Annotated in this window: 23 protein-coding genes (1 of these 23 running past the window's edge); 12 read left to right on the top strand and 11 right to left on the bottom strand. The window is 32.3% G+C overall.

Annotation, left to right across the window (positions count from 1 at the left end; all coding sequences use genetic code 11):
- The 6 genes from thrS to ACOQOS_RS00885 all read left to right on the top strand — a co-directional run.
- Positions 1–1,705 carry the 3' portion of a threonine--tRNA ligase gene (thrS, locus tag ACOQOS_RS00910; protein WP_420573077.1) on the top strand. 239 nt of this gene lie to the left of the window's left edge, so the window shows 1,705 of its 1,944 coding nt (coding positions 240–1,944); its start codon lies beyond the left edge, outside the window; its stop codon occupies positions 1,703–1,705.
- An 80-nt stretch (positions 1,706–1,785) separates the two neighbouring features.
- A complete protein-coding gene (infC, locus tag ACOQOS_RS00905; protein WP_420575177.1) occupies positions 1,786–2,277 on the top strand; it encodes a translation initiation factor IF-3 in 492 nt (163 codons plus the stop codon).
- A 95-nt stretch (positions 2,278–2,372) separates the two neighbouring features.
- Positions 2,373–2,570 carry a 50S ribosomal protein L35 gene (gene rpmI, locus ACOQOS_RS00900; RefSeq protein ID WP_077405387.1) on the top strand — a complete coding sequence of 66 codons (198 nt, stop codon included), beginning with the start codon at positions 2,373–2,375 and terminating at the stop codon, positions 2,568–2,570.
- A 120-nt stretch (positions 2,571–2,690) separates the two neighbouring features.
- The gene (gene rplT / locus ACOQOS_RS00895) at positions 2,691–3,035 is read left to right on the top strand and encodes a 50S ribosomal protein L20 (protein WP_046744546.1); all 345 of its coding nucleotides are present in this window, start codon (positions 2,691–2,693) and stop codon (positions 3,033–3,035) included.
- 261 nt (positions 3,036–3,296) lie between these two features.
- Positions 3,297–3,692, top strand: coding sequence for a hypothetical protein (locus ACOQOS_RS00890; RefSeq protein ID WP_420573076.1), 396 nt, complete (start codon positions 3,297–3,299; stop codon positions 3,690–3,692).
- Position 3,693: 1 nt separating this feature from the next.
- Positions 3,694–6,039: an ATP-binding protein gene (locus ACOQOS_RS00885; protein ID WP_420573075.1), complete on the top strand. Its 2,346-nt coding sequence runs from the start codon at positions 3,694–3,696 to the stop codon at positions 6,037–6,039.
- Between the two features lie 46 nt (positions 6,040–6,085).
- Here the strand turns inward: ACOQOS_RS00885 and ACOQOS_RS00880 are convergent, their stop codons facing one another.
- Positions 6,086–6,325 carry a hypothetical protein gene (locus ACOQOS_RS00880; RefSeq protein ID WP_420573074.1) on the bottom strand — a complete coding sequence of 80 codons (240 nt, stop codon included), beginning with the start codon at positions 6,323–6,325 and terminating at the stop codon, positions 6,086–6,088.
- A gap of 333 nt (positions 6,326–6,658) precedes the next feature.
- Between ACOQOS_RS00880 and ACOQOS_RS00875 the strand changes: the two genes are divergently transcribed.
- The 5 genes from ACOQOS_RS00875 to ACOQOS_RS00855 all read left to right on the top strand — a co-directional run bounded on the left by ACOQOS_RS00875 (position 6,659) and on the right by ACOQOS_RS00855 (position 8,179).
- On the top strand, positions 6,659–7,048 hold the full coding sequence (locus tag ACOQOS_RS00875; protein WP_420573073.1) for a hypothetical protein: 390 nt from the start codon (positions 6,659–6,661) through the stop codon (positions 7,046–7,048).
- A 144-nt stretch (positions 7,049–7,192) separates the two neighbouring features.
- The gene (locus ACOQOS_RS00870) at positions 7,193–7,492 is read left to right on the top strand and encodes a DUF1905 domain-containing protein (protein WP_420573072.1); all 300 of its coding nucleotides are present in this window, start codon (positions 7,193–7,195) and stop codon (positions 7,490–7,492) included.
- Positions 7,492–7,626: a hypothetical protein gene (locus ACOQOS_RS00865; protein WP_420573071.1), complete on the top strand. Its 135-nt coding sequence runs from the start codon at positions 7,492–7,494 to the stop codon at positions 7,624–7,626. The genes ACOQOS_RS00870 and ACOQOS_RS00865 overlap by 1 nt, the downstream gene beginning before the upstream one ends.
- Entirely contained in the window at positions 7,623–7,733 is a 111-nt protein-coding gene (locus ACOQOS_RS00860) for a hypothetical protein (RefSeq protein WP_420573070.1), read from the top strand. The genes ACOQOS_RS00865 and ACOQOS_RS00860 overlap by 4 nt, the downstream gene beginning before the upstream one ends.
- Before the next feature lie 65 nt (positions 7,734–7,798).
- The gene (locus tag ACOQOS_RS00855) at positions 7,799–8,179 is read left to right on the top strand and encodes a nuclear transport factor 2 family protein (protein WP_420573069.1); all 381 of its coding nucleotides are present in this window, start codon (positions 7,799–7,801) and stop codon (positions 8,177–8,179) included.
- Between the two features lie 228 nt (positions 8,180–8,407).
- Here the strand turns inward: ACOQOS_RS00855 and ACOQOS_RS00850 are convergent, their stop codons facing one another.
- The 10 genes from ACOQOS_RS00850 to tgt all read right to left on the bottom strand — a co-directional run bounded on the left by ACOQOS_RS00850 (position 8,408) and on the right by tgt (position 18,787).
- Complete coding sequence (locus ACOQOS_RS00850) at positions 8,408–9,103, bottom strand: hypothetical protein (protein WP_420573068.1); 696 nt, start codon at positions 9,101–9,103, stop codon at positions 8,408–8,410.
- A complete protein-coding gene (locus tag ACOQOS_RS00845; protein ID WP_420573067.1) occupies positions 9,100–10,335 on the bottom strand; it encodes an asparagine synthetase B in 1,236 nt (411 codons plus the stop codon). The genes ACOQOS_RS00850 and ACOQOS_RS00845 overlap by 4 nt, the downstream gene beginning before the upstream one ends.
- Positions 10,336–10,560: 225 nt before the next feature.
- Entirely contained in the window at positions 10,561–10,713 is a 153-nt protein-coding gene (locus tag ACOQOS_RS00840) for a hypothetical protein (RefSeq protein ID WP_420573066.1), read from the bottom strand.
- 131 nt (positions 10,714–10,844) lie between these two features.
- Positions 10,845–11,696 (bottom strand): class D beta-lactamase, encoded by an 852-nt coding sequence (gene blaOXA / locus ACOQOS_RS00835; RefSeq protein WP_420573065.1) that lies wholly within the window; start codon positions 11,694–11,696, stop codon positions 10,845–10,847.
- A 56-nt stretch (positions 11,697–11,752) separates the two neighbouring features.
- Positions 11,753–12,895 carry a lycopene cyclase family protein gene (locus tag ACOQOS_RS00830; RefSeq protein ID WP_420573064.1) on the bottom strand — a complete coding sequence of 381 codons (1,143 nt, stop codon included), beginning with the start codon at positions 12,893–12,895 and terminating at the stop codon, positions 11,753–11,755.
- A gap of 64 nt (positions 12,896–12,959) precedes the next feature.
- Positions 12,960–14,510, bottom strand: coding sequence for a replicative DNA helicase (gene dnaB / locus ACOQOS_RS00825; RefSeq protein ID WP_420573063.1), 1,551 nt, complete (start codon positions 14,508–14,510; stop codon positions 12,960–12,962).
- Between the two features lie 157 nt (positions 14,511–14,667).
- Positions 14,668–15,621: an acetyl-CoA carboxylase carboxyltransferase subunit alpha gene (locus ACOQOS_RS00820; protein ID WP_420573062.1), complete on the bottom strand. Its 954-nt coding sequence runs from the start codon at positions 15,619–15,621 to the stop codon at positions 14,668–14,670.
- Positions 15,622–15,672: 51 nt separating this feature from the next.
- Positions 15,673–16,584, bottom strand: a complete 912-nt coding sequence (locus ACOQOS_RS00815) for a DMT family transporter (RefSeq protein WP_420573061.1) — start codon at positions 16,582–16,584, stop codon at positions 15,673–15,675.
- On the bottom strand, positions 16,571–17,650 hold the full coding sequence (locus tag ACOQOS_RS00810) for an LptF/LptG family permease (RefSeq protein ID WP_420573060.1): 1,080 nt from the start codon (positions 17,648–17,650) through the stop codon (positions 16,571–16,573). The genes ACOQOS_RS00815 and ACOQOS_RS00810 overlap by 14 nt, the downstream gene beginning before the upstream one ends.
- A 6-nt stretch (positions 17,651–17,656) precedes the next feature.
- The gene (gene tgt / locus ACOQOS_RS00805) at positions 17,657–18,787 is read right to left on the bottom strand and encodes a tRNA guanosine(34) transglycosylase Tgt (protein WP_420573059.1); all 1,131 of its coding nucleotides are present in this window, start codon (positions 18,785–18,787) and stop codon (positions 17,657–17,659) included.
- Positions 18,788–19,153: 366 nt separating this feature from the next.
- On the opposite strand from tgt, the gene ACOQOS_RS00800 reads away from it, so the two are divergent.
- Positions 19,154–19,999 (top strand): transketolase, encoded by an 846-nt coding sequence (locus ACOQOS_RS00800; protein WP_420573058.1) that lies wholly within the window; start codon positions 19,154–19,156, stop codon positions 19,997–19,999.
- Positions 20,000–20,039: the final 40 nt, after the last annotated feature.

Genomic DNA, 20,039 nt, shown 5'->3' with positions numbered 1-20,039 from the left:
ACAAGCGATTTTGGAATTGTACCCAAATGCTAAGCTATGGGTTGGTCCAGCTATTGATAATGGTTTTTATTATGATATCGACATGGGAGATGACACCATTAGCGATAAAGATTTTAAGACAATTGAAGATAAAATGCTTGAGATTGCTAGAGGAAAGCATGATTTTAAAATGCGCTCTGCAACGAAAGCTGAAGCCTTAGCCTACTATAAGGATAGAAATGATTATAAGGTAGAACTCGTTGAAGGTTTGGAAGACGGAACTATTACGTTTTGTGATCACGATACTTTTACTGATTTGTGTCGTGGTGGACATATTCCAAATACTGGAATTGTGAAAGCTGTTAAAGTAATGAGTGTTGCCGGAGCTTATTATAAAGGAGATGAGAATAATAAACAGTTAACTCGTATTTATGGCGTTTCTTTTCCGAAACAGAAAGAGCTTAAAGAGTATTTAGCATTATTGGAAGAAGCTAAGAAACGTGATCATAGAAAACTTGGTAAAGAACTAGAATTATTTACTTTTTCACAGAAAGTTGGTCAAGGTCTTCCTTTGTGGTTACCTAAAGGAGCAGCTTTACGTTCGCAATTAGAGAATTTCTTGAAGAAAGCACAACAGAAAGCTGGTTATGAAATGGTGATTTCTCCACATATTGGACAGAAAGAATTATATGTTACTTCTGGACATTACGCAAAATATGGAGAAGATAGTTTCCAAGCGATTAACACTCCAAAAGAAGATGAAGAGTTTTTGTTAAAACCTATGAATTGCCCACATCACTGCGAAATATACAACACCAAACCTTTTAGCTATAAGGATTTACCAAAACGTTACGCAGAATTCGGAACTGTTTATCGTTATGAACAAAGTGGTGAGTTACATGGATTGACACGTGTACGAGGGTTTACACAAGATGATGCACATATTTTTTGTACGCCAGATCAGTTAGATCAAGAGTTTAAAAATGTGATTGACTTAGTAATGTATGTTTTTGAATCGTTAGGATTCGACAATTTTACAGCACAAGTTTCTTTGCGTGATCCTGAGAAACCAGAAAAATATATTGGTTCTACCGAAAATTGGGAGAAAGCTGAAAATGCTATTATCAATGCCGCAAAAGAAAAAGAACTTAATTATGTGATTGAATATGGCGAAGCTGCATTTTACGGACCAAAGCTTGACTTTATGGTAAAAGATGCTCTTGGAAGAAGCTGGCAATTAGGAACTATACAGGTAGATTACAACTTACCTGAACGTTTTGACTTGACATATAAAGGTAGTGACAACGAACTACACAGACCTGTAATGATTCATCGTGCTCCATTTGGAAGTATGGAACGATTTATCGCAATTTTACTAGAGCATACAGGCGGAAATTTCCCATTATGGCTTATGACAGATCAGGCAATTCTTTTACCTGTTAGTGAAAAATATGAGAATTACGGGAAAAAAGTTTTAAATTTGTTAGAAAATCACGAAATTCGCGCCCAAATCGACAATCGAAATGAGACTGTTGGTAAAAAGATTCGTGAAGCAGAAATGAGCAAAGTTCCTTTTATGTTAATCATTGGAGAACAGGAGGAAAAAGATGGCACAGTTTCTGTACGAAGACATGGGGTTGGCGATATAGGAACTTTAACAATGGAAGCATTTGCGGAAATGGTTAAAGAAGAAATAAATAAAAGCTTGAAACCATTTAATGTTTAACTTAAAATTTTAGAACCATAGCAATACGAAGAAAAAGAAGTAGAGCTCCTAGAAGAGAAATCAAGGAAGATCCACACAGAATTAACAGAAAAATCAACGCTCCTGAAGTACGACTTGTAGGAGATAATGTTGAAGTTGGCGTTTATCCGACAAGGAAAGCACTTGCCATAGCAGACGAACAAGAATTAGATTTAGTTGAAATTTCACCTAAAGCTAATCCTCCTGTTTGTAAAATAATGGATTATAAGAAGTTCCTTTACGAACAGAAAAAACGTGAAAAGTCACTCAAAGCTAAAGCGTCAAAGGTTACTGTTAAGGAAATTCGTTTTGGTCCTCAAACAGATGAACACGATTACGAATTTAAAAAGAAACATGCTGTAAAGTTCCTTAAAGATGGAGCAAAATTGAAAGCATATGTATTTTTTAAAGGACGTTCGATCATCTATAAAGATCAAGGGCAAATTTTGTTACTGAAATTAGCGCAAGAACTTGAAGAGTATGGTAAAGTAGAACAAATGCCAAAGTTAGAAGGAAAGCGTATGATTATGTTCATCGCACCTAAAAAGAAATAATACTTCGGCTTCACTCAGCATGAATAAATATAACTACTTGTTGTGTGAAATCGAATTGAAAATAATAAGCGAAGTATTTAAATAAATTAGGAATTATGCCTAAAATGAAAACTAAATCCAGTGCTAAGAAGCGTTTTAAGCTTACAGGTTCTGGTAAAATTAAAAGAAAGCACGCTTTCAAAAGTCACATCTTAACAAAGAAGTCTAAGAAGCGTAAGCTAGCATTAACTCACAGTGCATTAGTGCATGAAAGTGACGTTAATAGTATTAAAGAACAATTACGTTTAAAGTAATCCGTTCTTTCGGTTAAAACAAATTTATAAACCCTGGAGTTAGGCCCAATCAAAGAATTCAGAATTCAGAATTTATAATTCAGAGTTTTGGATCGCCTACTACAAAAATCATTTAAAAGTATGCCAAGATCAGTAAACGCGGTTGCTCGTAGAGCCCGAAGAAAAAAGGTATTAAAACAAGCCAAAGGTTACTTTGGAAGACGTAAAAACGTTTGGACAGTTGCAAAGAATGCGGTTGACAAAGCTATGAGTTACTCATACAGAGACCGTAGAAATAAGAAAAGAACATTTCGTGCATTATGGATTACTCGTATTAATGCGGGAGCTAGATTAAACGGTATGTCTTATTCTCAGTTTATGGGGAAAGTAAAAGCTAACAACATCGAGTTAAACCGTAAGGTTTTAGCTGATTTAGCTATGAATCACCCAGAAGCTTTCAAAGCAATCGTTGATAAAGTAAAATAAATCGTCAAACAATATATATTTCGCTTATAAAACCGATACTTCACTGTATCGGTTTTTTTATGTCTTATTTTAAGTTCAACCTCTCTCCTTTTTCATTAAAAAACTATTTTACGCCATTATTATCTAAAGTATTTTTACAGTTTTTTTACATATTTTCACATAAAACAGCTTAAAAAGAAAAAAATATTCAATTATTCTCTCAAAACTTTGATTTTTTTTCAATTTAGCATATTTTTAGCGTGGAATCCCTATTTATTGCACATGAATACAATTTTGTCTAGCACTTTACTCGTTAGTGCTGCTTATTTACTTCAAGAACATCAACATACTTCTGTATCTGAAGGATTTTCTCAAAGTGAATTGTTTGGTCTTTTAGAACTCCCTTTTTTGTTAATTGCATTGGTCTTTTGTTTTTTAACTGCCAAACGTTTACGCGGCGGAAAGTTTGGAAAAGGAATGAATTTAATTGCTTGGGGATTTTTAGTCATGGCAATTGGACATATACATATGCAAATAGATCATTTGTACGGATACAACCTTTTTAATGAGCTATTAGGAAATAGTATTGGAAAAATAGCATGGTTCACAGCATTGATTGCTACTTGGGGATTATCTGCATTAGGTTTTTATCAAATTTATAAGGCTAGTAAAATATAAAATGTCCTATTTTAATAAATTCTTAAAGCGTACCACTCAAAAAGAACCTAAAGCTTCAAACGCATCTCTAAATACTACGATTGCTGTAGTGATTGAAGAGTTAAAAATTCAACTTAAAAAGTATCATATACATTACGAGTTGAGCTCCAAACTTAAAGTTTTTGAAAAAGCATCGAGCGAAAAAAAAGTAGATACTTTTCCTAATTTATATTTAGAAATAGAAGATTTTTTAACACTACAAAATAATTCTAGTTTTGAAAAATCGCGTTTTAGACAAAACCTAAAAGAAAACTACACATTACTTACCAAAAAAGATGAATGTCATGTTATTTTTATTGAAGACAATCACACGCAAAAAGTACTACTCTCACAATTATTTTTAAAAGATGTTCTTCTAAAATCTAGAGATTTACTCGGTAATTTTAGCAATCCATTTTTAGTAGAAGCAGAAGATTTACTAGTCAATAGTTCGCTTTCCTTTGAAACTATTACACAACAAAAAGCAGCTTCAATTTTAAAAGAGCTTTTTGAGTATTCCAATCTTATTCAACAAAAAATTCAAGATAGCTTAGGATTAAATGCGATGTTAAGCATATACAACAATGCATACAACAAACATTTCAACAATTATTATTTACTTGAAAACTTTACAATTACTGTGAATTTAGTCCCTGAAGAACTTTTAGTTACCGAGAATGCTAATTTACCAAGTAAAGGACAATTGCATCGTTTATTAAAAACACAAATTTCAAGCTTAGAAAATATCAATTCAAAACTTAGTAAAGAGGTTTTTCAAAAATCACAGATTCAAGAAGAACTAGAAAATAATGAGAAGTTATATTCTGCGGTAATTCACAATTCACTGGATGCGAATGTAATTTTTAATATCGATGGAGTTATAATCAGATCTAATAAAAAAGCTGCTGAATTCATCAATACTAACGAAAAACAAATCAACTTCTACAAACTTTTACCTGAAGATTTTTCGGCACGATTAAAAACTATCATCGACGGCTTTTCTTTAAAAACAATCGCCGCACTTGAAAGAGAATTGTTTGAATTTGAAGTGACTAAAAATGATGAGACTAAATATTACAACTTAAAAATTAGCCCGATATATATTAACAATAAGATGTTATTCTTTGCCGTAATTCGTGATATTACCAAAGACATACGGAATATGATTCGTATTGAAGAAGCACGTGTTATTGCTGAAAAGTCTGCGAAAGCGAAAACTACTTTTTTATCAAATATGAGTCATGAAATTCGAACACCTTTAAATGTAATTTTAGGTTTGTCTGAATTATTCAACCGAAAAGACTTTTCTGGTAATGAAAAAGAATATGAAAATATAGAAGCTATTCGTTTTTCCACGGAAAATTTATTGATGATTGTAAATGATATTCTCGATTTTTCTAAGATTGAAGCAGGAAAACTGAATGTACAAAAAGTTGATTTCAATTTCACAGAACTCATCTCCAATCTCAAAAAAGGTTTTAAAATAAAAGCTGAAGAAAAAGGACTTGATTTTTCAATGAATATTACGAATTCCATTCCTAAATATATTGTTGGTGATCAATACAGATTAAGTCAGATATTAAATAATCTTATTGGAAACGCATTAAAGTTCACACAAAAAGGATACATCAACGTAACAATTACAGCAAAAGAATTAGCTGATAAAACAATTCAACTCTACTTTACAGTAGAAGATTCTGGTTACGGAATACCCAAAGACAGCCTCAATACTATTTTTGAAAGTTTTTATCAAACATATCATAGTGAAGAAAAGCCAAAAGGAACTGGTTTAGGACTGAGTATTACAAAAGAACTAGTATCACTTCTTGGTGGTGATTTGTCAGTAAAAAGTGAAGTGAATATTGGTACTACATTTAGCTTTGATTTGAATTATAAAGTCAGTGATTTAAGTGATTTAGAGCTTCAAAGTACACAAGATGTCAATCATAACCTTCGCAACAAAAGAATTCTCGTTGCAGAAGATAACAAACTGAATCAATTATTCATCAAACAATTATTAAAGAAATGGGATGCACAAACTACCATTGTTAGCAACGGACAAGAAGCTGTTGAAATTGTGAAAGAGGAAGATTTCGATTTAATTTTGATGGATATTCAAATGCCTGTTTTAGATGGTTTGGAAGCTACTTCCGCCATTAGAGCTTTAGAAAAAGAGAAAAAAGACATTCCTATTGTTGCTTGTTCGGCAGATGTTTTCCCTGAATCTAGACAAAAAGCTGAAGAAGCTGGCGTTAATTATTACATCACAAAACCAATCAGTGCGAAATCAATTAATGAAATTTTATACCTTTTAACAACAAGTAATTAAGCACAAAAACAAGGATAAAACCTTGTTTCTGTACTTAGTTTATCTTTTATTCACAATTAATACATGTAGGCAATTCTGTTTGTGTGATACAATCTATAATAATGCTTTCTCCACAGGTTTTGTAAGCATTCGTCTCAAAACAAACATTTATACCGTTAACATCCAGTGTTAATATACATGGTTTCACCAACGATATATCATTTTTTCCTCCTTGTTGTTTAAATGCAGCTAATTGTGAAATTGTCTTCTTGTTTAGATTAAATTTTGTGGGTTTGTCTTTTTTCATTATAACTATTTTAGAATTAATAATGCGGCTAAACAAACTATAAATACTGAGCTTACAAATTGTTAGTATCTTAAATTAAACAATTTATGGTAGCGGTAAACTTTATTCCATCACTCTTATTTGGCAAATACATATCAATTGTGTTTTTTACATTATGCGATCATTTTCATTTAAAACTCAAGCTGTTTTTCATTTAAAAACATAACATTTATTTTATAAAATGATTATTGTTATGAATACGAATAACCAATTGAATTGAATCAAATTATTTATACATTTACATTATATTTGGATAATTGCCATAATCAATAGACGTTGTATTACACTCAAAAAATGAATTCGGATAAAATTGAACACATAAGATTTATATTGATTGACTCAATAAATGATGATATTCAAGGAGTTTACGATTTAAATAATTCCGTTAGAAAATATTATTCTGAATCTGCCACTCAAAATGGAACTGAGTTTATTTGCGGAAAAATACTCTCGGAATTGATTGCTGACAAGTATGTAAGAGTTATAAAAATGACCAATCCAGGATTTAAAAAAATCAAATCAATAGAAAACGAAATTGGACAAAAAATTGTAATGGATAAATCAAATTGGACTGAATATCAAAACGAATGGATTTACGGAATTGAGAGCATAAATTTTGAAAAATCAGTTGAACTAGAAAACGAATTGTATAAAAGAATAAAAACGTTGCACAATAATATATAATAGTAATTACAGTAGATGCGACTACACCGGAGTCCACTTGAAACTACTGAGACTAGATTAATCTCTAAAAAATAACTTAATTTGATACAAAATCATTGTACCAAATTAAAACAAACTACAAATTCAAGATAAAACAAGATATAAGTGCAAGCCAAAATTAAATACGAATTTTCAGGTAAATTATGGAAAGACGAATCATCTGGTGGATGGGTTTTTATTTCCATACCTAAAAACATTTCAAAAGAAATTAGAGAAAACCTTAAATGGCAAGAAGAAGGTTGGGGACGAATGAAAGCATCTGCCACTATCAAAGAAATAAAATGGGATACTGCTATTTGGTTTGATACAAAAATGAACACCTACCTACTACCCGTAAAGTCTGAAATTAGAAAAAAAGCTTCTCTTAACCTAAATGATGAAATTATAGTGAATATTTCGATTTAATGAAAACTACAAATAAACTAACAAGAATAACAGCTATCTTAATTCAACTTCAATCAAAAAGAATCGTAACTGCAAAAGAAATCGCGGAACGATTTGGATCACAATTGCCTATTGTCAACTTCGAGAAGAATTGAGAGAATTTAGACTAAATAGGATACACAAACTAACTACAACAACAGAATATTTTAAAACAGAAAACAATTTTAAACTTCAAGAATATTTTGAAAATTTCCAAACCTAATTGACATAAGGCTGTCACATCTCTCATCTACTTTTGTTTCATTATTAAAATAAATATTTAAAGAAATGAACCAAAGCGAAATTACAAAAGTATCTAAAATGTATCCTAAAGCTTTTAAAGAGCTGAACACAAATTTAATAGACAAATACTTTACTAAAGAAGCAATTAAAACAGGCTTTATGTATGACTACGAATCCAGAAAATGGCTTGATTTATCTACAGTTGGAGTTGACGAAATCAAACAATGGGTTTTATCTTATAATAAAGAAGGAATAATGCCCGAATCTGAAATTGATGTAGAGATTCTGGATATTCAAAATAAAATAGCAGTAGTCAAAATTGACATGTATTGGACTAAAAACAGAAAAGGATGTGATTACTTATTTCTTATAAAAGAAAATGACTATTGGTATATTGATAAAATCCTTTGGCAAAGTATCCTTTAAGTAACTTTGACTAGAAAAATAATTAAATAGAACCAGTGCGCGTATAAGTGATAGCGGTTCGATTACTAACTCTAACCGCTATTTCATTTTATTAAACCATATGTACCTGCAGAACATCTTGTAAGATTTAATAAAATTATAAAATAATGAGAGGTAATATTTTTAGATATGAATAGTTGCGGACTTACTACAACTACTTTTCAAAGTATAGTGTATGCTTAAAAAAGTCTATTTATTTTTCCATTGAAAGTACAAACTAAAGAAGTCATTCCCTTTAAAATGAAGAATAAGAAGATCTTTAGAAACAACATATTCAACATTTTTAGCATCAAAAGGCTCTTGTTTCCTTATAAAGTTACAATTTGTATCTCCATATTCATCTAAACGTAATTTTTCCTCCGTAACATTCTCTCGAAGCACAATAGACATTTCAGCTGCAGCAAATATATCTTGATGAATAATTTTATAACCATTGTCATCATATTTCACACAAGCCACCTCACGGAAAGAAGTTTCGTCTTTACGTTCCATCTTTGCTATGCTAGAAAAAACAACTTTTTTCCATTCTTTGCCAGGTTTGAATTCTTTTGACACATATGATTTGAATACTGATTTTGTGATATCAACTTCTCTATTATATGAAATTTCACTAATCGTATATGTATAATACGTATAATTTCTTCCATCACTCTTGTTTACTGTAGCGTCTGGCAAGTATGTATCAATTGTGTTTTTTAATTCTATACGGTCATTTTGTAGTGTATGATCTGAATATATTTTACTGTACGACATGATCTTTGTCGAATCAATATTCATAAAAAGTGCTTCGCCATAAGCACTATCTTGTACTAAACCTCCATTTTGAGCTAAACAAATTTGGCAAAAAATAATACTGACTAAACTAAGTACGAAGTGTTTTTTCACGTTTTTTGTTTCTTTTTCTTTGCTGCTGGAAATAAGATATTGTTTAAAATCAATCGATATCCTGGAGAATTTGGATGTAGTTCTAATTCTGTTTTTGGATCTCCTACTCGATGCTGATAATCTTCCGGATCATGTCCTCCATAAAATGTAAAAAATCCTTTTCCTTTAATTCCGTGAATGTAACGACCTTCTCCATTTGTTCTATTTTCTCCCAAAATTAACACTGATGGTTTAATATGAGAACGATCAAAACTTGTCGTTTGTCCCATAAAACCTTTCACTAAAGCAGTATGGTTTTGACATAACATTGTTGGAATTGGATCCCATTTAGCAGAAAAATCCATTAATGTAAAATAGTCAGCATCTTTTACAATTCTACGTTTCGCCGTCATATCTATAGAAGAGAATTCATATTTAGTAGAGCTTCGTTCTAGTTCAAAGTCAGTAAAAGCAAATGTTTTATTGTAGTCTATTTTATTTTGATAATTTCTATCCGATACATCGCCGTCAAACATCGGTTCACAAATATCAACGCCTTCTGCCGCCAAAGCAATGTCAAAACTATCGGTTGCGCTACACATGGCAAACATAAATCCGCCACCAATGACATAATCTCTAATTTTTAGAGCAACATCGCGTTTTTCTTCTGAAACTTTATCATATCCTAGTTTTTTCGCCAAAGCTTCTGCTTCTTTTTTTTCTCGAATATACCAAGGTGCAGCACGGTACATTCCATAAAATTTACCATATTGTCCCGTAAAATCTTCATGATGTAAGTGCAACCAATCATATTTAATCAAATCATCAGCCAATACTTCTTCATCGTACACAACATCATACGGAATTTCAGCATACGTCAACACCATGGTAACTGCATCGTCCCAAGGCACATTTCCTTTTGGAGAATATACAGCAACTTTTGGTGCTTTTTCCAAAATAACAGCTTCTTGATTTTTACTCGGACTTGCAATTTCCTCCAACATTGTATTGGTTTTTGCATCTGATAAAACTTCATAAGAAACACCGCGAATTTTACATTCTTTTTCAACTGCATCAATTGCTGGTAATAAGAATGATCCGCCACGATAGTTGAGTAACCATTTTACTTTGATCTTTTTTTCAAGCGACCAATAGGTAATTCCGTAAGCTTTTAAATGATCTTTTTGAGACTCTGAATCCATTGGAATCAGAATATATGAAGCGTAGCTACTTACTGAAAACAGCAAAAGCATACATAATGTTATAAGATTTTTGACTTTCAATTTCAATATATTTTATACTAGGGAAAGATACGCAAAAATTATACCTATTCGAAAAAATTATCGTTTCTCTAACAGAATCATATAGATCAAATTATCTTAAAAGATTGTTTTTTTTTGAACTTAACTAAAAAAGCATGTTCTATTTTTATAAAAAAAGCGAACCGAAGTTCGCTTTTAATAATTAAAAAGATTTTTTTATTCACAACCAGCACAAGTATACGTACAATCTACACAGCGTGAATAATCTTGTCCTGCTGATCTCATTGCTGCTCCTTTTATCTTATGATAAGACAACGTAGAAATAGATTTTTTGTTAAGTGCTAAACTCTTTAAATTTCTTTTCTTCATAATATATGGTTTTAAATATTTGAAGTAAATATATACGATGATAATAGCACTAGCAATGTATAGAAGTGCCCATTTATAAATGAGCATGCAGAACAAGTGATTGATTGTTAAAAGTTTATATAAAATTAGTCTTAGTTCAAAATATTTAAGATAGCTAAAGCTTTGTACGTAAGCTCTTTTCTATTTTTTTGAAAGTCTTTCTGATTATAATCACTTGCAGCTTCTACATTGGTTGCAAAAAAGAGCACTTGATCACCTTTTTCTAGATATCCAACAAACCAACCATTGTTAATGTTATTCGTAATAGACCAACCTGTTTTCCCTCGCAACACATAGTTTTCAGTTTCTTTGATAACCATCATATCTTTTACTATCTCTGAAGTTTCTGTTGAAATTGGCAATTTATTTTCTTGAAGACGCTTTAAGAAATTGATTTGTTGAAATTGCGTGATTTTTGATGTTCCTTGCAACCAAAACGTGTCTAAATTTGAATAATTTACAACTATAGTACCATATTGCAATTTTTCCAAAAACAAATTCATACGTGCTACGCCTATTTTTCGAGCAACTTCTTGATAACAAGGCACGCAAGAACGCTGAAATGCTTGTTTAAATGTTAAATCAGTTTCCCATGATTTTAAAAATCGTTCTTCTCCATTCCATATAAACATTTCGTTTTCATCTTTTACTACATTAGTTTCAAGAGCGATAATTGAATTTGGAATTTTATAGGTTGAAGCAGGTAATTTTCCTGTATTTGCCAACGAAAAAGCATTTGAATAATATGTGTTTTTCTTAACATCATATAAAAGGATGGAACCTTTTACACCTGTAGTATCTATAATTTTTTGAAAATCAGAAACTATCACATGTTCTTCTAATGTTATATCAGCCGATACTTCCTGAGGTTTTGAACTATTTTTAGATTCCTCAATACAAGAGAAAAATAATACACAAAGGCTAATAATAAACAGTTTTTTCATGATAATTTTATAGAATATTATTAAAACAAAACGTTGCTATTTTTAATTTAGTGTAACTATAATTGCTTTACTCCAGAAATTAAAAAAGGCATAATTGGCAAGCAACTCATCACTTTTATATCTTCCCAAACAGAACTTTCATTTCCTAAGAATGCTAAAATCGTTTCAATATCTCGATTTTTAAAAATAGTAGCAAAAATTTCCTTTCCTTCTAGTTTATTTGAGAGAATTACTTCTAATAAAGTTCGGTCATACCATTGATACATCTTATCTCGAAATGTCAATGTCGGATTGGGATGTTTTTCTTTTTTTAGCAGATCGATAATGTTTTCAGTATGTTTTTGAACGAATTGAAACGTATAACCACTACTCGCTTTTGTAAATCCTCCTGCTGTTCCTATGTTGATGATGTTTTTTCCATTTGGAACTTTTCTTGAGAATTTTGCTAGAGACATTGGAATGATTCCAAACTCGGTATGAAGTATTTCATAATCTTCAATTTGCAAATATGATTTAATATAGTTTTGTAAAGCTACTTTGTATTGCTCTTTTTCTAATACTTTTTCAGTAAACAAAGTATATTCTACCAAAGCTTCAGTTTCGCTTGTTGGTAAAACATACATAAAAGTTGCACCATGTTCTTGAGATAGTCTAAAATCCATCAAACGTCCAACATTTTTATCAAATACAGGCGTTTTTGTCTTTATTACCCAACCTTCAAAATGTTGTAAAAGTGAATTTTCAGTGTTCATTTTTGGATAGAAAAGACTCGTAGAATTAAACACGTACATTGCTTTGTGAGTTGTATTATCAGTCACAACTTCAGCAAAACCATCAAAAGAAGTAATTGTAGTAATATTTTCTGAAGCAAACGTAACATTGTCAAATTGTTTTGCGAAACCGATTACATAATCATAAAAGTCAATCCCTTGAATCATTTTATAACGATAGTTCGTCATGTCAAATTTACGCTGAAAATCATCTGACAAAAACTCCAAAGTTTCCCATTGATGCGTTACAATTTCTTCAAATAAACCATTTCCCTTTTCCCAAAAACACCATGTTCGATCGTTTTTGACTTTTTGGTCTTTGTCTATGACTAAAATATGCTTTTGGGATAACTGTGAATCTTTCAACATTCTGTATAGCAAACTCAATCCTGCACAACCTGATCCAGCAATTATGTAGTCATATTTCATGTAAATCCGTTTTATAGATTGAATTTTCATCAACCTAACAAGTTTTTACAAAAATACGGAATTCTTAGAAAGGAACTTCGTTATCATCTGGATTAAAGTCATCATTCATCGAACTTCCGAATGCTTCATCAGCGCTTGGTAAATTGTCAGTTTTGAAAGTATCATCATTTGCTGCATCATTCATTTTTGAATGGAATTCGAATGGTGAATCAAAAGTTTCTAAGTTATCAAACTTACCTAAATGTCCTAAGAATTTCAATCGAATGTTTTCCAAACCACCATTCCTGTGTTTTGCTACAATAAATTCAGCTTGTCCATCAGTTGGCGAACGTTCTTCATCATCCCATTCTTCAATTTTATAGTATTCTGGACGGTAGATGAATGATACAATATCCGCATCCTGCTCAATCGCTCCCGATTCACGTAAATCTGAAAGTAATGGTCTTTTGCTTCCTCCACGCGTTTCTACCGCACGTGATAACTGTGATAAGGCAATTACTGGAACATTCAATTCTTTTGCCAAAGCTTTTAAGTTACGAGAGATCGTCGAGATTTCCTGTTCACGGTTTCCTCCTTTTTGACTTCCTCCAGCCGTCATTAACTGTAAGTAATCAATCATAATCATTCTAATTCCGTGTTGCGATGCCAAACGTCTTGCTTTTGCACGTAAATCGAAAATAGAAAGCGATGGTGTATCATCAATAAATAAAGGCGCTTTTTCTAGTCCTTTTACTTTTACATTTAGTTGTTCCCATTCGTGTTTCGCTAATTTTCCCGTACGTAATTTTTCAGAAGACAAACCTGTTTCCGAGGAAATTAAACGTGTAATTAGCTGTACAGAAGCCATCTCCAGCGAGAAGAAAGCTACAGGAATATTCTGATCAACAGCAATGTTTCTTGCCATCGATAAGGTTAAAGCCGTTTTACCCATACCAGGACGTGCTGCTACAATGATTAAATCACTTGGTTGCCATCCAGAGGTAAGTTTATCCAATTGTGTAAACCCTGTTGGAATACCACTTAAACCTTCTTTGTTTGATATTTCTTCAATTTTCTTTTTTGCCTGAATTACCAAACTTTGCGCCGTTTCAGACGACTTTTTAATATTTCCTTGTGTTACTTCGTACAAACGCGATTCTGCTTTATCTAATAATGAGAATACATCGGTTGTTTCGTCGTAAGCATCTTCTATGATTTCGTTTGAAATTTTAATCAAACTACGTTGAATGAATTTCTGCAAGATGATACGTGCGTGAAATTCAATATGTGCAGATGAGGAAACTTTCTGCGTAAGCGAGATTAAGTAAAAGTCACCACCAACGATTTCTAAGTTAGCATTTTTACGAAGTTGTGATGAAACCGTTAATAAATCAATAGGTTCAGAGTTTTCGAATAATTGAAAAATAGCTTCATACACAAGCTTGTTTGCTTCTTTGTAGAATGCTTCTGGACTCAGAATATCAATTACTTCATCTACACCTTTTTTGTCAATCATCATTGCACCAAGTACAACTTCTTCTAAATCGACAGCTTGTGGTGGTAATTTTCCTTTCTCAAGACTTATTAAGTTACTTTTATCAGTTTTATATGTTTGTTTAGGGTTTACGTTTTCCATGACTGCGAAAGTAAATAAATGTTTTACTTATGGGGTTTTATTTGACGCTCGAATCTTAACGACTGATTGTTAATAAGTTCTATTTTTTTGTTAATAAGCGGAAAAAAAATCCGAAGTCTTCACTTCGGATTTTTGAATTGCCCTATGTTGTATAGGTTTATCCTTTAAATTCTCCCATTTTGGAATATTTATCCATACGAGATATTACTAAATCTTCTTGTGATAAGTTTTTCAGTTTGTCATAATTTTCTACAATGGCATCACGAACTGCAATAAAAGTTCCTTCACGATCTGTATGTGCTCCACCAAGTGGTTCTTTAATAATTTGATCGATTACTTTAATTTTCATTGCATCAGTAGCAGTTAGCTTTAAGGCATCTGCTGCTTTTTCTTTGTGTTCCCAACTACGCCATAATATAGAAGAACAGTTTTCTGGAGAAATTACAGAGTACCATGAGTTTTCAAGCATTAATACACTATCTCCAACTCCTATTCCTAAAGCTCCACCAGAAGCTCCTTCACCAATAATTACAGTAATAATTGGCACTTTTAAGCGTGTCATTTCAAGAATATTTCTTGCAATAGCTTCTCCTTGTCCACGTTCTTCAGCTTCTAAACCTGGATATGCACCTGGTGTATCAATTAAGGTTACTACAGGAATTCCAAACTTTTCAGCAGATTTCATTAAGCGCAATGCTTTTCTGTATCCTTCAGGGTTTGCCATCCCGAAGTTACGGTATTGACGTGTTTTTGTGTTGTATCCTTTTTGTTGACCAATAAACATGTATGATTGATCTCCAATTTTACCAAGTCCACCAATCATCGCTTTGTCGTCTTTTACGTTACGATCTCCGTGTAATTCTAAGAAAGAATCACCACAAAGTGCGTTGATATAATCTAACGTATAAGGTCTGTTTGGGTGACGTGATAGTTGTACACGTTGCCAAGCTGTTAGATTTTTATAGATATCTTTTTTGGTAGCTGCCAGTTTTTTTTCGATTTGCTGACATGTTTCGGTAACATCAATATCGCTTTCATGTCCGATTGCTACACATTTAGTCAGTTGCTCTTCTAATTCCTTTATAGGTAGCTCAAAATCTAAATATTCCATGCTTTTGAGGGTATGTTTAGTTGTTTCAATTTACAAATATAAAACTTTAATTTAGGAAATTTCAATGCCTTCCTGTGATTTTCTTTTTCGTTTGTTTTTTATGATTCCATTTGACAATACAGTTGCCACTACAAGCAAACTTCCATAATAAAATCCTGAACTCATTTTTTCGCCTTCTGGAGATAGTATGAGTGTTAGTAAAATTCCATACACAATCTCCAAATTATACGTCAACACTACTGTGTACGGACTTATGTAACGCATGATGTGTGTAGAAGCAATGAATGCATACGCTGTACACACAGATGCCAAAATAAATATATACATCCAATCTTTTGCAGGTAGTATAAAGAAATCTTCTTTCATGAAACCATCTGCGGCAAACGCTAAATATATGGATATAAAAGCTACACCAGATATAAATTCGTAGAATGAAATGGCAGATGCATCATGTTTTTCAACAAATTTTCCGTTTAAAACCGCGAATAATGATGATAAAAACGCTGATACTACACCTAAGATGATTCCGTTGATATATTTGAATTCGGAATTCATTATGATAGACACGCCAATAATTACGATAATTCCGAAGAGAATTTCATACCAAATAATTTTTCGGCGATATACAATAGGTTCTATAAAGGAAGCAAAAAATGCGCCTGTGGAAAACATAACTAAAGTGATAGATACGTTTGAAACATCAATTGCTCCAAAAAAAGTAATCCAATGTAACGCCACTACAATTCCTGCAATTGCAAATTTGAAAAATGTTTTGAGTGATATTTTGAGTTTGATTTTTGATATTTTGATGAATCCTAGCATCAGCAATCCAGCAATGAGCATACGAAACCAAACCAAAGGAATTGCACCAATAGTAGTTAGCTTTCCCAAGACTGCTGTAAAACCAGCAATAAAGACTAATAAATGTAGATGTAAATAGTTTTTGAGTTTATCGCCTAGCATTGTACAGTAAATATAGCGCTAATATACCAAAGACGATATTAGGAACCCAAACTGCCATCATTGGAGAGAAACCAGATTTCTCTGCCATTGTTCCGAATATCTTATCAAAAAAGATATATATAAATGCAATTGAAATTCCAAAAGCAAGATTTACTCCCATTCCTCCTCTTCGTTTCATAGAAGATACGGCTACTGCAATGATTGTTAAGATGAATGCTGTAACTGGCAAACTCCAACGTTTGTATTTTACTAATAAGTGTTTGCTCACATTTGGTGATCCAGATTGTCTTTCTTTTTCAATGAATTTATCTAGTTCTTGATAGTTTAGTGTTTCTGCCATGTAGGTTACAGGCGTTAAATCATTGACTTCAAATGGAAATATGGTATCAAATTTTCGTTTGCTTATCAAACTATCATTCATAACACCAACAATACGTTTTTTAAAACCTCGCAATGTATAGGTACTATCGTCTTCATTGTATTTTAGAGAACGCGCTTCCATCTTATATTTTAGCACATTATCTTCAAAATGCTCTAACGTAAAGTAATCGCCTCGTTTGCTATCGAAACTGAAACTTTTTAGATAAATAAAGTCGTTATTGTTGATTTGCTTGTATATTTCTCGATTATCGCGTACTTGTTTACGTCCTTTTTTAATGTATTCAAAACGGAATTCATTGAATCCTTTACTGGCATTTGGTACTATATACATTCCCATCACAAAAGCCACAATAGCAACGATAGATGCTGCAACTAAGAATGGTCTTAAAAATCGTAAATAGGAAACTCCAGAACTTAATATTGCAATAATTTCGGTATCATTTGCCAATTTTGAGGTAAACCAAATTACAGAGAGGAATAAGAATATAGGAAATAGTAGATTAGCAAAGTAAATGACAAAGTTTACATAGTATAGTACTATTTCATCTGTCGGAGCTTCTGAGGCTAACATTTTATCAATGTTTTCAGAAACATCAACCATAATCCCAATTGGGACAAATAGCAATAACATTACAGAGAATGTTAATAGATATTTTTTAATTATGTACCAATCTAGTATTTTCATATGATATTACAGGCGTTTGTCCATTTGTTTTACCATCATATTTTTCCAAGCGTCAAAATCTCCCGCTAATATATGTTTTCTTGCTTCCCTTGTCAACCAAAGATAAAATCCTAAGTTGTGAATTGTTGCAATTTGCTTTCCAAGTAATTCATTTACTGAAAATAAATGACGTAAATACGCTTTTGAATATTCCGTATCTACAAATGTAATGCCCATTTCATCTATTGGAGAAAAATCATCTTCCCACTTTTTATTTTTAATGTTAATGGTTCCATGAGCGGTAAATAACATTCCGTTTCTGGCGTTACGTGTTGGCATCACACAATCGAACATGTCAACTCCTAAAGCTATATTTTCTAATATATTGATTGGTGTTCCAACGCCCATTAAATATCGTGGCTTGTCTTCTGGCAAAATTGAACATACAACATCTGTCATTGCATACATTTCTTCTGCTGGTTCTCCTACAGATAAACCTCCAATAGCGTTTCCTTCTGCTTCACGCGAAGCAATAAATTCAGCCGATTGTTTGCGTAAGTCTTTGTATGTACTTCCTTGAACAATTGGAAAAAATGTTTGACTGTAATCGTATTTATAAGGTACTTTTTCTAAGTGATTGATACATCTATCTAACCAACGATGTGTCATATGCATAGAACGTTTCGCATAACGATAATCACATGGATACGGTGTACATTCATCAAAAGCCATGATGATATCGGCTCCAATAGTACGTTGAATTTCCATTACATTTTCTGGTGTAAAGAAATGGTATGAGCCATCAATATGTGATTTGAATTTTACACCTTCTTCTTTAATTTTTCTGTTGGCAGAAAGTGAATATACTTGGTATCCACCAGAATCTGTCAATATATTACGATCCCAGTTCATGAATTTATGCAATCCACCTGCTTTTTCAAGAATTTCTGTTTGTGGTCGTAAATAGAGGTGATATGTGTTTCCTAAAATAATATCTGGATTGATATCTTCTTTTAGTTCGCGTTGGTGAACTCCTTTTACAGTTCCTATAGTTCCAACAGGCATAAAAATAGGTGTTTCTATCGTTCCATGATCAGTAGTCATTACTCCTGCTCTTGCCTTACTTTGTGGGTCTTTTCCTTTTAATTCAAATTTCATTGTCGAGTCGCTATTGCCTTATTCTTGTTTGTATGTTACCGCGAGACACTTCTGGCGAAAGCCTTAAAATAATCATTTTTACAGCACAAACTATGGCATCATCAGTTGGCAAATATAGGTAAGATTCGTAGATGATTTTACTAATAAAAAATTAAAATTTGACAATTGGCAGATGATTTGAGTTTTTTATTCCTTTTTCTGAGATTCACACAAAGCTTTAACAATTCATTATCAAATATTTACAAGTTAAATTCCTTTTTTTAGCTTATTCACAGTATTTCGTTAATAAAAGCCTGCAAACTTCTTTTGTGGTCGCTATTTTATAACTTACTTTTGGAGCTGTTAAAAACTACTAATAAACACACAATGTCTGATAACAAATCATTAGAAAATTTAGTTACTCAAGTACGAAGAGATATCTTGAGAATGGTACATAAAGTAAATTCTGGTCATCCAGGAGGATCTTTGGGATGTGCTGAATTTTTAGCCACTTTGTATAATGATACTATGAAACTGAATGACGGTTTTGCAATGGATGGAAAAGAGGAAGATGTTTTCTTTTTATCTAATGGTCATATTTCTCCTGTAATTTATAGCGTATTGGCACGTAGAGGTTATTTTCCTGTTGAGGAATTAAACACGTTTCGCTTGCTAGATTCTCGCTTGCAAGGACATCCAACAACACACGAAGGTTTGCCTGGAATTCGTATCGCTTCTGGTTCGTTAGGACAAGGAATGTCTGTTGCTATCGGAACCGCTTTGACGAAAAAATTAAATGGCGATGATCATTTAGTGTATTCTTTACATGGAGATGGAGAATTGCAAGAAGGACAAATTTGGGAAGCTGCCATGTATGCTGCTGGAAATAATGTTGATAATTACATTGCAACGGTAGACTATAATAAAAAACAAATTGATGGCGCTACTGATGATGTTTTACCTTTAGGATCGCTTACTGCAAAATTTGAAGCATTTGGTTGGGATGTTTTAGAAATTACAGACGGAAACAATATTCAAGCAATTAAAGACGGTATGGCGGAAGCAAAAGCCAGAACCGGAAAAGGAAAACCTGTTTGTGTATTGTTACATACTGAAATGGGGAATGGTGTTGATTTTATGATGAACACACACGCTTGGCACGGAAAAGCTCCGAACGACGAACAATTGGAAAGTGCTTTGACACAAAACCCTGAAACTTTAGGTGATTATTAATCCGTAATAGTTTCTAAAAACAAAGTTTAACTAAAAAAGT

It is taken from the genome of Kordia sp. (assembly GCF_965224175.1).
Lineage (GTDB): Bacteria > Bacteroidota > Bacteroidia > Flavobacteriales > Flavobacteriaceae > Kordia.
The sequence above is the reverse complement of the archived record's forward strand: the minus strand, read 5'-3'. Positions and strand labels throughout refer to the sequence as shown.

Bases quoted from the DNA above. Each gene is read 5' to 3' on its own strand.
- rpmI (WP_077405387.1), top strand. From the start codon at position 2,373: ATGCCTAAAATGAAAACTAAATCCAGTGCTAAGAAGCGTTTTAAGCTT.
- rplT (WP_046744546.1), top strand. From the start codon at position 2,691: ATGCCAAGATCAGTAAACGCGGTTGCTCGTAGAGCCCGAAGAAAAAAG.
- ACOQOS_RS00890 (WP_420573076.1), top strand. From the start codon at position 3,297: ATGAATACAATTTTGTCTAGCACTTTACTCGTTAGTGCTGCTTATTTA.
- ACOQOS_RS00885 (WP_420573075.1), top strand. From the start codon at position 3,694: ATGTCCTATTTTAATAAATTCTTAAAGCGTACCACTCAAAAAGAACCT.
- ACOQOS_RS00880 (WP_420573074.1), bottom strand. From the start codon at position 6,325: ATGAAAAAAGACAAACCCACAAAATTTAATCTAAACAAGAAGACAATT.
- ACOQOS_RS00875 (WP_420573073.1), top strand. From the start codon at position 6,659: ATGAATTCGGATAAAATTGAACACATAAGATTTATATTGATTGACTCA.
- ACOQOS_RS00865 (WP_420573071.1), top strand. From the start codon at position 7,492: ATGAAAACTACAAATAAACTAACAAGAATAACAGCTATCTTAATTCAA.
- ACOQOS_RS00855 (WP_420573069.1), top strand. From the start codon at position 7,799: ATGAACCAAAGCGAAATTACAAAAGTATCTAAAATGTATCCTAAAGCT.
- ACOQOS_RS00845 (WP_420573067.1), bottom strand. From the start codon at position 10,335: ATGCTTTTGCTGTTTTCAGTAAGTAGCTACGCTTCATATATTCTGATT.
- ACOQOS_RS00840 (WP_420573066.1), bottom strand. From the start codon at position 10,713: ATGAAGAAAAGAAATTTAAAGAGTTTAGCACTTAACAAAAAATCTATT.
- blaOXA (WP_420573065.1), bottom strand. From the start codon at position 11,696: ATGAAAAAACTGTTTATTATTAGCCTTTGTGTATTATTTTTCTCTTGT.
- ACOQOS_RS00830 (WP_420573064.1), bottom strand. From the start codon at position 12,895: ATGAAATATGACTACATAATTGCTGGATCAGGTTGTGCAGGATTGAGT.
- dnaB (WP_420573063.1), bottom strand. From the start codon at position 14,510: ATGGAAAACGTAAACCCTAAACAAACATATAAAACTGATAAAAGTAAC.
- ACOQOS_RS00820 (WP_420573062.1), bottom strand. From the start codon at position 15,621: ATGGAATATTTAGATTTTGAGCTACCTATAAAGGAATTAGAAGAGCAA.
- ACOQOS_RS00815 (WP_420573061.1), bottom strand. From the start codon at position 16,584: ATGCTAGGCGATAAACTCAAAAACTATTTACATCTACATTTATTAGTC.
- ACOQOS_RS00810 (WP_420573060.1), bottom strand. From the start codon at position 17,650: ATGAAAATACTAGATTGGTACATAATTAAAAAATATCTATTAACATTC.
- tgt (WP_420573059.1), bottom strand. From the start codon at position 18,787: ATGAAATTTGAATTAAAAGGAAAAGACCCACAAAGTAAGGCAAGAGCA.
- ACOQOS_RS00800 (WP_420573058.1), top strand. From the start codon at position 19,154: ATGTCTGATAACAAATCATTAGAAAATTTAGTTACTCAAGTACGAAGA.